We start from the raw sequence: 14157 nt of genomic DNA, 5'->3' as shown, positions 1-14157 counted from the left end.
CCGAGCTCGTTGGTTTCTTCTGTTGACAGTGAAATACTCTATCTCGAACAAACAATTGACTACAGACCTTAAGGAAGAAACTTCGTCTAGTAAGGTTTTTTTATTATACAATAAACTGTCGAAAAATTATTGCAAACAAATGAGAATCGTTATCAATTGCCACCTATTTTCTCATATTCATGTCAGAAACGTGCGTTTTTCTCCCATTCTCAAGGAATAAGAATGAGCAAGCGCAAAAAAAGATGACCCGCAATGGGGTCATCTTTTTTCGTTCTTTTATTTTTCAAAGCCTTCTGCAACTGCTTCGGGATAGTTTTCTTTGACGATGGTTGCACAATGCCCACAAAGTGTTGGCAGTTGCTCTTCTACACCAACATCTACCCGGACTTGGCGACAACGTTCACATACTTCCCCTTCGGCTTTTTCAACTAAGATCGCCACATCCTCAAATTGATATGCCGCTTCAGGAGCTGCTTCACCGGCTTCTTTGATCGTTAAGAAGTCTGGTGAAATGATCAGCAGTTGTGCAATATCTGAATCGATAGCTTTTAGCAATGCCGCAACTGGCTCAGTTGGATAAACAGTGACTTTCGCTTCAAAGGACTTTCCGATCAATTTTGCATTACGCGCTTCTTCTAATGCTTTTAAGACATTGTCACGGAAATCAAGGAAGGCCCGCCAAAGATCGAGCAGTTCTTCTTGGTTAGCAAATGTATCATAGCCAGGGAACTCCGCTAACTGTACGTATTCCTCTTCTTCTTTCAAGTGTGACCAGATTTCTTCTGCGGTATGCGGAATGATCGGTGTCAATAATTTCGTCAATGCAACCGCTGTTTGATAAAAGACGGTTTGCATGGCACGGCGTTGGAAATCATTTTCAGCTTCGATATAAACGACATCTTTTGCAAAATCCAAATAGAAGGAAGACATATCGACTGTCAAGAAGTTGATGACTGTCCGGTAAATATGCAAGAAGTTATATTTTTCATAGCCATCTTCCCGAATCGTTTTGATGGTTTGATTCAAACGAACCATCATGTATTTATCGACAGAACGCAAGTTTTCAAAAGGTACGCTGTCTTTTGCTGGATCAAAATCACTCGTGTTCGCTAATAAGAAACGCATGGTATTGCGAATCTTCCGATAGACTTCTGACACTTGATTCAAGATATCCATAGACACTCGGACATCCGCTTCGTAGTCAACACTGCTGACCCAAAGACGCAAAATATCCGCACCCATTTGATTGATCACTTTTTCTGGTGCAATGGTATTACCAAGAGATTTACTCATCTTGCGACCTTCGCCATCTAAGGTGAAGCCTTGAGACAAGACGGCTTTATATGGTGCGACTTCATTGATCGCAACACTAGTCGTGATACTTGAGTTGAACCACCCACGATATTGGTCAGAACCTTCCAAGTACATGTCAGCTGGGAACGTCAATTCTGGACGTTGACGTAACACGGCTTCGTGAGAAGAACCTGAATCAAACCAAACATCCATGATGTCAGTCTCTTTCGAGAATTTGCCATTTGGTGAGCCCGGATGCGTGAAGCCAGCTGGCAGTAATTCTTCTGCTTCTTTTTCAAACCAAATCGTTGAACCATGTTCAGCAAACAAGTTTGCCACATGCTCGATCGTTTCAGGCGTAATGATGGCTTCGCCGTTTTCTGCATAAAAGATTGGCAACGGAACGCCCCACGCACGTTGACGAGAGATCACCCAGTCGCCGCGGTCGCGAATCATATTGTATAAACGAGTTTTTCCCCATGGAATGATCCAATCTACTTTTTCGATTTCATCCAAAATATTTTGACGGAACTTATCAATAGACGCAAACCATTGTGGTGTTGCCCGATAGATGACTGGTTTTTTCGTCCGCCAATCATGTGGATAGCTGTGAGTAAAGAAGTTTAGTTTTAATAGGGCTCCTTTTTCTTCTAAAAGCTCAGTGATCATTGGATTGGCTTTGTCATAAAAGACCCCTTCAAATCCTGGCGCTTCTTCTGTGAAGACCCCACGGCTATCGACTGGTGATAAGACATCTAGACCATATTTTTTGCTGACGATGTAGTCATCTTCCCCGTGTCCTGGTGCAGTGTGGACCAAACCAGTACCGGCATCCAATGTCACATGGTCCCCTAACATCAATAGAGACGTACGATCATAAAAAGGATGTTTTGCCGTCATTTTTTCCAATTGATCGCCAGCCAATTCTTGTAATACTTCGACAGATTCCCAACCGATCTCATTCGTCACGGTTTCTAATAAATCTTTTGCCACGACGAATTTGCGGCCATCGGCCAAGATTTGAACATAGGCAAAGGTTGGATTCACAGAGATTCCTAGATTCGCTGGTAAGGTCCATGGCGTCGTCGTCCAGATAACAAAAGATGTATCTGAATCAAGCAAATCTTTGCCATCTGCTACTGGGAAAGCCACATAGATCGATGGTGATTTCACATCTTTGTATTCGATCTCAGCTTCTGCTAATGATGATTCACTAGATGGTGACCAGTAAATTGGTTTCAATCCTTTGTAGATGTAGCCTTTTTCTGCCATTTTTCCGAACACGCGGATTTCTGCTGCTTCATAATCTGGTGTCAATGTGATATATGGATGATCCCAGTCACCAGAAACGCCTAAACGTTTGAAATCAGCTCTTTGTGTATCCACTTGTGTCAAAGCATATTCTTCACATTTTTTGCGATATTCTGCCAAGCTCATTTCTTTGCGCTTGATCCCTTTATTGGTCAGTACTTGTTCGATCGGTAAACCATGAGTATCCCAACCAGGTACATAAGGGGAACGGAAACCTGACATCGATTTGGAACGTACGATGATGTCTTTACTGATTTTGTTTAATGAATGTCCGATATGGATATTTCCATTTGCGTAGGGAGGGCCATCGTGTAAGACAAAGGTTGGCTTGCCTTCATTTAATTCTTGACGACGTTGATACAATTGATTTTCTTCCCATTCTTTTTGCCAATCCACTTCGCGGTTCGGCAAGTTGCCTCGCATTGGAAAAGCGGTTTTTCCAAGATGCAGTGTTTCTTTCATTTTCATTCTTGTTTCGCTCCTTTTCGTCTCTCAACGTTTTGGTATAGTTTCAAAATCCATCGACTCGATCAACCGATTGCTTCTATTGAACGTATCAAAATGGATAGGTTGCCATGACTTCCTTGTGTTTAGGTCTCACTGATTTTTAAAAATCAATCCTAGTGATTCCTCGTTTGGTTACTACGATCCCGGCAGTCGCCTAGTACTGTTCATCATCTGCTCTGTTCCGCTTTGCGGACCAATCCTAGTGATTCCTAGTAAGGTTACTACGCTCCCGGCGGTCGCCTAGTACTGTTCATCATCTGCTCTGTTCCGCTTTGCGGACCAATCGCAGTGATTCACAGCAAAAAACACGTCCGTCCCTGGTAAGGGACGAACGTGTTCGTGGTACCACCCAAATTTTATTGTCGGTTGACAATTCTTTGATGATCGGTAACGGGATCAGGCGTCGTTCTCTACTCGAGTCTTTGAAAAGTCAGCTCTTTCAAGAACGCAACTCACAGATGATCTGATTTCTTACAGGGTTTTATTTGGCTTCCACTCTCCCAAACTCGCTTGAAAAATATAAGAAATTTTTCTGTTCTGTGTCTTAGTTGTTATCTGTCTTGTTCAATTCGTCTAATAAGTTTCTCGCATCATCTAATGTTTTCACTTCAGGGCTTTCACTTACATCAACGATTTTTTCATCTGATTCAACAATGTCCACATCAAATGTTTCCACTGCTTCTGAGTTTACTCCAGAACCATTTTCACTGTCAAGTTCTTTTGACAAAACTTCTCTGATCACTTGGTGGGAATCTTGTACATAGCTTGAAAATGGCGCCAAAATTTCTTCCCACTCAGGACTCTTCACTTGTTCTAATTGCGTTTGCAACATAACTAATAAGTTGTTATGGAAGACTCTGGTTTTCTTCTTCAAGTCATTTGTTTCTGTCGCCAATTGACGGGCATTGTCGGTTGCATCCGTCAAAATCTCTTTGGCTTTTTCTTCCGCTGAGGTCATCAAGGCATGCGCATGTTTTTCTGCAGTAGCAACCATTTCATCCGCACGGTTTTGAGCAGAAGTAACGATTACTTCTGATTCTTTGCTTGCGCTTGTTTTTACTTTATCCGCCGTATCTTGAGCCACGATAATGGATTGATTCAAGGCATCTTTCAATTCATTGAAATATTCAAGTTTTTCTTCTGCGTGTTTCAACGATTTTTCTAACTCACGATTGCGTTGAACGGCTTCTTCATAATCACGAACGATCATATCCAAGAAGTCATCGACTTCGTCTTGATTGTAGCCTCTCATTTTTACTGAAAAGTTTTTATTTTGAATGTCTAATGGAGTTAATGCCATATTCTATACACCTCTTTGATTTATTTACGTAATACACCTAATAACAATCTAACTTTTTCTTTTTTCGTGGTTCCTTCTAACCCCTGTATTTGAATCCGACCAAATCCTCTTACTGAAACGATATCCAGTAAATCCAGAACAAAATCTGGTCGTAATGCTTCTGTCCAGTTTACTTTTACTTTTCCTGATTCGATCAACTGTTTCGAACGTTGGCGTGAGATGTTGTACACGGCGGAGATCACTGTATCAAGACGCAATGAACTAACCGTTTCTCTTTCCTCGGTCCAGCCATCTTTAGGCACGATCAAATCGGTATATTTCGTTTCTTCCAAACGTACCGATACGTTGCCGATTTTATCCACTTGTAGTTGAATAAAATGACTGACTTCAGTAGCAACGAATACTTGCCATATTTCACCATCGGAAAGAATGTCTCCAAAGTATTCCCTCTTGACTCCAGTCCCCATTAATGTGCCTAAAACTTTTCCATGACTCAACACCGTAAATTTTTTCGGGTATTGAATCGTAAATAAAGTCATGTCAAACTCATCGGTGGTGGGCTCATAGTAATCGGGATAAATCAAACAACGTCGTCTCTCAGCAGCTTCATATCCACCAAAAAAGCGGAAACTTAAATCCGTTGATTGACGAATCAAGCTTTCTAAGATATACGCTTGTCTCGGATCTAAAAAATCAGTCAAGTAAGGCGCATACTGCATTTGCACTTGTTCGATCCATCCTTGAGCGGAATCAATAAAAGGGCGTTCATCGTTTCGAAAATGTTGATAGACATTTGCGTTCACCGATAACCACCCCTTACGTTAAAATAAAATTGATTGTAGGATCAATATCAATGCTTGTGATGCTAGCTGTAAGACAATAATTGCAAATGCAATCGTAAAATCGATACCAGCAAAACTTAATTTCAATCGATCAAATAAACTCAAATACGGTTCACACACTTTTGCTAAGAAACGGCCAAAAGCGGACTGATACCCTCCTGGAAACCAAGACAAAAGTGCATAGATCACTAATAAAATGGTATACAGATAAACAGCATCACTCAGTAATTTAACGAATCTCAAGAATAAAATTGGCGTTCCTCCTCACTTTAGATATCAAAAAAATTGGTATCTGCTAATGTTTGGGCAGTGCCTTCAATTTCCATACCCTTAGGCGTGCAAAGAAAAATTTCATCGCCAACACGCTTGATATCACCATCTTCAGCGTACACTGTTCCTGTTAAAAAATCAACTATTCGACGAGCTTGGTACTCTTCAATTAAATGAAAATTAACAAGTACAGCATCTCCATTGATGACTTGCTTCGCAATCCCCATAGCTTCTGAATAAACGCGTGGTTCTACGATCGTTATTTTTCCAGCCATTTGTGGAGAAGTTTCTTTTGCTTTTGTGTCTTTGACTCTCGTATTAGTTCTTTGTTGCGCCATTGGAACGACTTTTTCTTCCGTCTTAGGCACCGATCTTACTCGTTCAGCCGCCGCTGAGGATTGTTGATAGGCAGCAGTTTGAGGCTGCTGTCTGTATTGATAGGCTTGATTTTGTGGTTGACTTGTTGTATAAGAAGCCGCTTGGCTAGAAGCACGCGTACTCGCTGTTGTTCTAGGGGCGGTAAAAGCTCCTCCTTGGTTCACAGCTGGTTTCGCTGCCGTGCGTGCCGGTTCTTCAGTGGCAAATGTTTCTTCATAATAATCTTCTTCGTCAGTCAATCCAAAAAAATTGGTCAGTTTCTCTTTGAGCGACATCGGTCAACCTCCTTTTTTATTGAAATAATGCTGTTCCTACACGAATAAATGTTGCGCCTTCTTGAATCGCAATGGGAAAGTCATTACTCATTCCCATACTCGTTTCTAAGCAAGGGGCATGTGTAAGATGCAGGTCAGCGATCTGTTGTTGAATCCTTTTTAATTCTTTGAAAATCTGATGCTGCTCGTCTTTGGAAGCAGTGAGCGGGGCCATCGTCATCAATCCAACAACACGAATTTTGTCGAACGAAGCGAGTGCTTCAATAAAAGCCACCACCTCTTCTACGAAAATCCCTTGTTTCGTTGCTTCCTGCGAAACATTCACTTCCACAAAGCAGTTGATCGGATGCTCTGCTCGTTTTTGAATTTCTTGTGCCAGTTTGATTGAATCCAACGCATGGAAAAAATCAATCTCATTTATAACTGATTTTACCTTTCTGCGCTGTAAATTACCAATAAAATGCCAACGGACATCTGGGTAATCAGTTAATGCTGCCTTTTTTTCAAGTAGCTTTTCTACTCGATTTTCTGCACAATCACGCACACCATTTTCTAGAAGTTCTCTTGTCGTTTCTGTATCGACGGATTTTGTCACAGCTGTCAAACAGACCTCACTGGCATTTCTAGAAACAAGAGCACAGGAGTCCTGTATCTCTTGCTGGATCTTGTGCAAGTTCTCAGAAATCATGTGCTCTGCCCCCTAGCGTTTACGACGGAAAAATGGTGGTGTGCTTAATTCGTCGTCATCATTCGAGCGTACTTCATCACGGCTGAAGGTGTCGAATTCTTTCTTTTCTACATTTTCAAATGTGTTTTCTTCTACTTTAGGTCGTACATTTTGTTCTTTACGGATATCCCAATCACCAAAACCATTGCTTTCTTCTGCTTGTGCAGGACGCGCTTGGTCCATATCTAAGGTTGGTTTTTGTGGGATAGAATGAATTTGGCTTTGACTTTGTCTGCTAGAGCGAGACCCACGTTCTTTTTTAGAAGGGTCAATGCCAGTTGCAATGACAGTCACACGGATTTCATCGCCTAAGTCTTCATTGATTGATGTACCTAAAATAATATTTACATCACCTGTTGCCGCATGAGCGACGATATCAGAAGCATCTTGTGCTTCAAATAAAGTCATGTCCAATCCGCCAGTGATGTTCAATAGCACTTGTTCAGCACCATCGATCGATGTTTCTAGCAATGGTGAAGAGATTGCTTTTTTCGTTGCTTCGATCACGCGTTCTTCGCCGCTAGCAACGCCGATTCCCATCAAAGCGGTGCCTTGATTTTCCATCACTGTTTTCACATCAGCGAAGTCTAAGTTGACATAGCCAGGTGCAGTGATCAAGTCTGAGATCCCTTGAACCCCTTGACGCAAGACATTGTCTGCTTCACGGAATGCTTCAAGCATTGGCGTTTTCTTGTCAACAACTTCTAACAAACGGTTGTTTGAGATGATCAATAAGGTATCGACATTCTCTTTTAATTTAGCGATTCCTTCAGCAGCAAAACGGCCGCGTTTTGGTCCTTCAAATGTAAACGGACGAGTAACGACGCCGACTGTCAATGCGCCGATTTCTTTGGCAATTTTAGCTACGATCGGTGCAGCACCGGTCCCGGTTCCGCCACCCATACCAGCGGTAATGAAAATCATATCCGCGCCTTCTAATGATTCACGAATAGAATCTTCACTTTCTTCTGCTGCTTTTTGACCAACTTCTGGTTGTGAACCAGCACCAAGACCACGGGTATATTTAGGGCCTAATTGAATGACTGTTTCTGCTTTTGAATTTTTTAATGCTTGAACGTCAGTGTTGGCTGCAATAAATTCTACGCCTTTGACATTTTCTTCGATCATACGATTTACTGCGTTGCCGCCACCACCGCCGACTCCGATGACTTTGATCACAGCGCCGTCATTGATGTTATTATCAATTGAAAATTCCATAGTTTATCTTCCTCCTGAGAATCGTTTTAGATTATTCAAAGATATTTGAGAAGAAATCTTTTACTCGGTTTGTGATCGACTCACCTTTTTTCTCTTCTTCTGTTTCTTCATAAGTTTCTTCTGGAGCTTCATATTGTTCGTAATGCACTTCTTGTTGTTGAATGGCAACGGGCTGTTGCGCGACTGTTTTTTCACCAGTGATCGCACTTTTGGCAAGCTGATAGACTTCGCTTAAGTTTGCTGAATAGTCAACGATACTGATTACATTGGTGAATACAGGATTTCTAAGTCCCATATGATTAGGAACGTAAAGCTTAACGTTTGTTTCGAATACTTCTTGAGCCAAATCTACGACACCCGGCAGGCTTGCAGCACCACCAGTCAAAATCACGCCACCTGGCAAATCAAGTCCATCAATTTCATCTAAGACTTCTTTTGATTTGGTAAAGATCTGTTCCATACGTGCTTCGATGATTTCTGACAAATAGCGTTCATCGATCTTCACAGGTTCTGATTTCCCAATCACATCCACTGGAAATTCTTCACTAGCGGATGTCCGTTCAGGATACGCATCCCCATAATTGATTTTTAATGCTTCTGCATTGTTGAAGGAGGTATTTAAAACTGTCGAAATGTCTTTTGTGACAAATTCGCCACCCTCTTGGTTCACATGGGTAAATTTCAATTGCTTGTCGTGCATCGCTGATGTCGTCGTTTGGCCGCCGCCGATGTCGATAACGATCGTACCAAAATCTTTTTCACCATCAGATAAAATCGATTCTGTCAGTGCTAATGGCGTAATGACTACTTCATTAACGATCAGACCAGATTTTTCCACACATTTACGAATGTTGTGAATGATGGTTTTTGGACCTGTATAAACCACACCAAACATCTCTAGGCGAACACCGATCATGCCACGAGGATCTTTGATCCCTTCAAAACCATCCACTGTAAATTCTTGCGGTAAGATAGCAATGATCTGTCTTTCAGGAGGGGTTGAACGTACAAGTGCTGCGGAAGCAACATTGCGGACGTCTTCGTCGGTGATCTCTTTTGATTCACTGTTGACAGCGATCATCCCTTGACAATTTTCCACTTCAAGAAGATTGGCTGGTACACCAACACTTACACTGCGAATTTGAATTCCTGCTTTTTCTTCTGCTTGTCTTACTGCTCTTTGAATGGCTTGTACCGTTTTATCGATATCTACAATGATGCCACGGTTGATTCCTTCTGATTTTGCATTTCCTACACCAATGATATTCATTTGGCTGTCAACGTATTCGGCTACTACAACTTTTACAGATGTCGTACCGATATCAAGGCCAACATACATTCCCGTTTTTGCCATGGATGGGGTTCCCTCCTACTTAAATTGGATATATAGCGAACCATCACAGTCCGTTTTTAGAGTTCATTCGAATAATTTGTTCACTGTTACCAATTCTACCATATAATGGCGCTTTTTAGAAACAAGTTAATGAAAAAAACTCTTGAATTTTTCCTAAGAATCACTATCAGCTGTTTGATTTTCGTCTGCATCGTCTTCTTGTGTATTTGAAATTGGGTAAGTAAAGATCCCAACTTCCATATCCACAATACTGTCCTCGGTCAAATCTTTGGCAATTTGCGGATAATACTGCATTTGACTCACCATATTTGAGATATTGACAATCACTTGATTGCCATCATTCATAAAGAGAGTTAACAGTTCATCATTGCTGTCACGGGGGGTGTATTTGATTTGAGAAATGCCATCTCGAATTTCTGAACTTAATTCTTGATAGGCACTGAGTGTCGCCTTGATTTTGTCTTCAGCCGAAAAATTTTCTAAAACCGGCAATCCTTCCTCTAGCTGCTCACTGATATCATCCAAAACAGCGCCATTTTCCAAAACTGGTGCATAGCCGCCATCTTTGGCTAATAAAGCCACTTCCTGGAATTCAGTGACAGTGATATCAAAACGATTAATACCGGATAAAGAAATAGAAGCATTTTTTATGCGCGGCAATTCTTTTTTGATTGCTGCTACACTCTGATTCCGTTCAAAAAATTGCGGCCACATCTCTTCATTGACGGCTAGGTCAGAATTTTTGAGAATCGCTTCTGCGGATACTTCTTGATTGCCTTTGACCACCACATTAGCCAAACGACTAAGCGGCGAAACAAAATACAAAACAATCAGCAAAGGAATCATCAGTAAACCGATAATCAGCGCTAAACGGCGAATCAATACTTGATTGCGGTACGCCTTTAGATTAGGTAGCCGGTCAGCAAAGGAGCGAGCCTTTTTTTCTGGCTCAGGCAGCTCTTCTTTCCCAGCGTCGGTTTCTTCTATCGCTTGTTCTGCTTCAAAAAGTGCTTCTTCTGCCAACTCCTCTTCATCTTCATGCGCTTCTTTCATGTCTTCTGTTTCTTCAGAAGCGGGTGAAGACCAAGCTGGCTGATTGCCTTTTTCTTGCAAATATTTTAGATTTTCTTTTTGCCAAGGGGTCAACTCTTCCGTTGACGAGGGGGTTTGATCATCATGAGGTGTTTTGTCTTTACTAATGATAATCGCTCCTTTCTATCCCACACATTGTACTATTTGATTACCTCTTGCACAAGTCGAAATAATCGTTCTGAGGCATCGCTGATCCCTTGTTCTTTTGAGGCTTTGGCCATCTTACTACGAAGGGCTTCATCTTGCATGATACTATCTACTGCTTCCACGAGGTTTTGGCTGTTTAGTTCATGATCGGCAATCATTTTGACTGCTCCTGCATTAGCTAAACTTTGGGCGTTCTTTGTTTGGTGGTCATTAGTCACATAAGGGCTAGGAATCAGAATTGCTGGAATCCCTAATGCCGTAAATTCGGCAATCGATGTGGCACCTGCTCGTCCAATCAACAAATCACTATTTGCCATCACTTCTGCCATTTGATCGATATAGGGACGAATACTGATATTAGGGAAAGCATCTTTTGACATCCCGATTTTTTCTTCGATCTCTTTGTAATACCTTTCGCCAGATGCATAAAGTAACTGATACTCTTTTTGAGCAAAAAGCGGCAGCGCATCAATGATCGCTTGGTTGATTTTCAGAGCTCCTTGACTCCCACCAAAAACCAAAACCGTTTTTTTCGCCGGATTTAAATCGTAAGAAGACAAAATCGTCGACTTTTGACTATTCCGTACTTCTTGCCCCCTGGGATTGCCCACAAGCACCGTTTTCTTCGCTGGAAAGTATTGAGAAGCATCGTGAAAAGCAATGGCGATTTTATCCACATACTTGGTTAGAAACTTATTGGTGATTCCAGGAACACTATTTTGTTCATGAATAATGGTAGGTATTTTCAACTTCGCTGCAGCAAAGACCACGGCGCCAGAAACATAGCCGCCGGTGCCAATCACCACATCCGGTTGAAACTCCTTGATGATTTTCTTTGCTGCATAATAGCTTTTCATGAAAAGCTGGATCGTTTTTACGTTATCAAAAGACAGCTTACGCTTAAAGCCTTGGATCTCTAACGTTTTAAAAGGAATACCTGTTGGAGGGACGATTTTATTCTCTAAGCCCCTTGTTGCACCAATGTATAAAAATTCGGCTGTCGGGTCAATCTCTTTTACGTAATCGACAAAAGACAACGCTGGATAGATGTGGCCGCCAGTACCGCCGCCAGTCACAAGTATTTTCATGTCCTTCACTCATTTCTATTTAAGTTCTGCTACTGCCGCCATAAATTTGTCGCCGCGAACTTCAAAATTAGGGTATTGATCCCAACTTGCATTCGCCGGTGACAATAGAATCGTATCTCCAGCAGCACTTAAAGAAAAGGCAACTGGGACGGCTGTTTCAACATTGTCTGTCATTTCAATCGTTTTTACGCCAGCTGCTTGAGCGGCTGCGGCTAATTTTTCTTTTGTTTCTCCAAACACTACGATAGCTTTGAGTCCTTTTAGTGCTGGAACCAACTCATCAAAACTGTTGCCACGGTCCAAGCCGCCTGCCAATAAGACCAATTTCTCATTGTCAAAACCGCCTAAGGCCATTTCTGTTGCTAAGATGTTGGTTGCTTTGGAATCATTGAAAAATTTCACCTGATTGATGGTGGTGACATACTGGGTCCGATGAGGTACCCCAGTGAAGGTTTGCAACGCTTGTTTGATTGCTTCGTTTGGCATATTGCAAAGTTTTCCAACAGCGATCGCCGCTAAGGCATTTTCAATATTGTGTGCCCCTGGTACGCCAAGTTCCTCCGCTGCCATAATTGCTTCTTCTTTATAGTAGAGCATCCCATCAAGCATATATGCTCCTGCTACTTTTTCCTTGGTGGAAAAAGGAATGATTTTCGCCTTTGATTTGGCCGACAGTGCTTCTAGTTCCGGTTGGTTCCAGTTGATCACTAAATAATCGTCAGCGGTCATTCGTTGTTGCAAGCGCCATTTTGCTAAGACATATTCCGGGCGACTACCATGGTAATCGATATGGGCTTCATATATATTCGTGATGACAGCGATTTTCGGCCGTAAGGTATCGATTCCCATCAATTGGAAACTTGAAAGCTCCATCACCAAGCGATCTTCAGGCTTAGCTGTTTGAGCAACGGAACTTGCAGGAAACCCGATATTTCCAGAAAGCAATGCCTGTCCTTTTTCCATTCCAGCATTCAAGACATTGGCGATCATAGTCGTTGTGGTGGTTTTTCCATTCGTACCAGTAATACCGATAATCGGCGCTTCAGAGATTTGATACGCTAGTTCCACTTCCGTGATCACAGGAATTTTTTTCTCTAAAGCTTTTTGAACAAGAGGTTGTGAATAGGGGATCCCTGGATTTTTAACGACTAGCGAAAATCCTTCATCCAATAATTCAATCGGGTGGCTGCCAGTGATCACTTTGACCCCTAAAGCCAAAAGATCTTGTGCTTCTGGATTTTCAGCAAATGGCTTTCCGTCATTAACGGTCACAAGTGCGCCCAAATCATGTAACAATTTGGCCGCACTGAATCCACTACGCGCTAATCCTAGCACAAGAACTTTTTTATTTTGATATGTTGTAATTTTTTTCATTTTCTTCATCTCCTACCATACAAGGGCTATTGTGAGCAACGAGCAACCTAACGCGATACACCAAAACACAGTGTCGATCTTCCACTCAGACCATCCGCTCATTTCAAAATGATGATGGATGGGTGACATCTTGAAGATTCGTTTGCCTGTTAATTTGAATGAGGCAACTTGCAGCATCACGCTTGCTGTTTCACAAACATAGACCAGTCCGACAAGCAATAGGGTCCATTCTTGGTGTAAAAGAATCGAGATAGCTGCCAGCAGACCGCCTAAAGCCAGTGAGCCGACATCCCCCATAAAGATTTTTGCCGGTTTGCGATTGTAGGGAAAGAAGCCGATCAATCCGCCGATGATCGCAAGACAAACGATTAACACATCGATTTGATCTTGTCGCCAAGCAATCAGTGCGTAAGTTGAAAAAGAAATCGTGCCCAGTCCTGCGACTAGCCCATCGATACCGTCCGTCAAGTTGACTGCATTTGAAAAACCAACAAGCCAAAAAATGACGAACAAGCCATAAAAAATCGATAGCGACACGTCTATCCCAAAGAAATTCAGTACATCCGCATTGCCTTCGGATCGGAAAACAAAGTAAAAGACGAGTCCGCCTAAAATCTGTCCAATCAGCTTTTGCAACGAGTTCAGCCCCATATTTCGTTTGCGGAAAATCTTGATGAAGTCATCAAGAAATCCTAATGCACCATAAACCAAGGTAATGAACAAAAGAATGAACAATGAAGCAGTCAATTGATTTTGCCATGCTCCTACCCAGATGGCAGTGATCATTGCAGAAATCAAAAATACAAACCCACCCATCGTTGGTGTACCGGCCTTTACATTGTGCCATTTGGGGCCGTCACCACGTATTTCCTGTCCGTATTTCTTCATTTGAAAATAGCCGATAAACAAAGGCATTGTGGCTGTTACGATCGCAAAGCCACTTGCCAAAGGTAATATCATCTCTGTCCATTCCATATTGTT

General features: G+C 42.0%; 12 protein-coding genes. All 12 read right to left on the bottom strand.

Annotated elements, in window-relative coordinates:
• Positions 1 to 276 precede the first annotated feature (276 nt).
• Entirely contained in the window at positions 277 to 3072 is a 2796-nt protein-coding gene (gene ileS / locus IGI86_RS04410; protein ID WP_005237273.1) for an isoleucine--tRNA ligase, read from the bottom strand.
• A 583-nt stretch (positions 3073 to 3655) separates the two neighbouring features.
• A complete protein-coding gene (locus IGI86_RS04405) occupies positions 3656 to 4411 on the bottom strand; it encodes a DivIVA domain-containing protein (protein ID WP_005237274.1) in 756 nt (251 codons plus the stop codon).
• A gap of 20 nt (positions 4412 to 4431) precedes the next feature.
• On the bottom strand, positions 4432 to 5214 hold the full coding sequence (locus IGI86_RS04400) for an RNA-binding protein (RefSeq protein ID WP_016613826.1): 783 nt from the start codon (positions 5212 to 5214) through the stop codon (positions 4432 to 4434).
• 18 nt (positions 5215 to 5232) lie between these two features.
• A complete protein-coding gene (locus IGI86_RS04395; RefSeq protein WP_005228822.1) occupies positions 5233 to 5496 on the bottom strand; it encodes a YggT family protein in 264 nt (87 codons plus the stop codon).
• Between the two features lie 26 nt (positions 5497 to 5522).
• Entirely contained in the window at positions 5523 to 6176 is a 654-nt protein-coding gene (locus IGI86_RS04390) for a cell division protein SepF (protein ID WP_005237276.1), read from the bottom strand.
• Positions 6177 to 6192: 16 nt separating this feature from the next.
• On the bottom strand, positions 6193 to 6864 hold the full coding sequence (locus IGI86_RS04385; RefSeq protein WP_008377340.1) for a YggS family pyridoxal phosphate-dependent enzyme: 672 nt from the start codon (positions 6862 to 6864) through the stop codon (positions 6193 to 6195).
• Positions 6865 to 6876: 12 nt separating this feature from the next.
• Positions 6877 to 8121, bottom strand: coding sequence for a cell division protein FtsZ (ftsZ, locus tag IGI86_RS04380; protein WP_005237278.1), 1245 nt, complete (start codon positions 8119 to 8121; stop codon positions 6877 to 6879).
• A 31-nt stretch (positions 8122 to 8152) separates the two neighbouring features.
• Positions 8153 to 9475, bottom strand: coding sequence for a cell division protein FtsA (gene ftsA / locus IGI86_RS04375; RefSeq protein ID WP_005237279.1), 1323 nt, complete (start codon positions 9473 to 9475; stop codon positions 8153 to 8155).
• Positions 9476 to 9628: 153 nt separating this feature from the next.
• A complete protein-coding gene (locus IGI86_RS04370; protein WP_430617766.1) occupies positions 9629 to 10621 on the bottom strand; it encodes a cell division protein FtsQ/DivIB in 993 nt (330 codons plus the stop codon).
• A gap of 86 nt (positions 10622 to 10707) precedes the next feature.
• On the bottom strand, positions 10708 to 11802 hold the full coding sequence (murG, locus tag IGI86_RS04365) for an undecaprenyldiphospho-muramoylpentapeptide beta-N-acetylglucosaminyltransferase (protein WP_005237281.1): 1095 nt from the start codon (positions 11800 to 11802) through the stop codon (positions 10708 to 10710).
• A gap of 15 nt (positions 11803 to 11817) precedes the next feature.
• Positions 11818 to 13176 carry a UDP-N-acetylmuramoyl-L-alanine--D-glutamate ligase gene (murD, locus tag IGI86_RS04360; RefSeq protein ID WP_042890037.1) on the bottom strand — a complete coding sequence of 453 codons (1359 nt, stop codon included), beginning with the start codon at positions 13174 to 13176 and terminating at the stop codon, positions 11818 to 11820.
• A gap of 12 nt (positions 13177 to 13188) precedes the next feature.
• A complete protein-coding gene (mraY, locus tag IGI86_RS04355; RefSeq protein ID WP_005237283.1) occupies positions 13189 to 14151 on the bottom strand; it encodes a phospho-N-acetylmuramoyl-pentapeptide-transferase in 963 nt (320 codons plus the stop codon).
• Positions 14152 to 14157 lie beyond the last annotated feature (6 nt).

Source organism: Enterococcus sp. AZ188, from assembly GCF_050544075.1.
Classification (GTDB): Bacteria; Bacillota; Bacilli; order Lactobacillales; family Enterococcaceae; genus Enterococcus_D; species Enterococcus_D entomosocium.
This window is presented reverse-complemented; position numbering and strand designations above follow the sequence as displayed.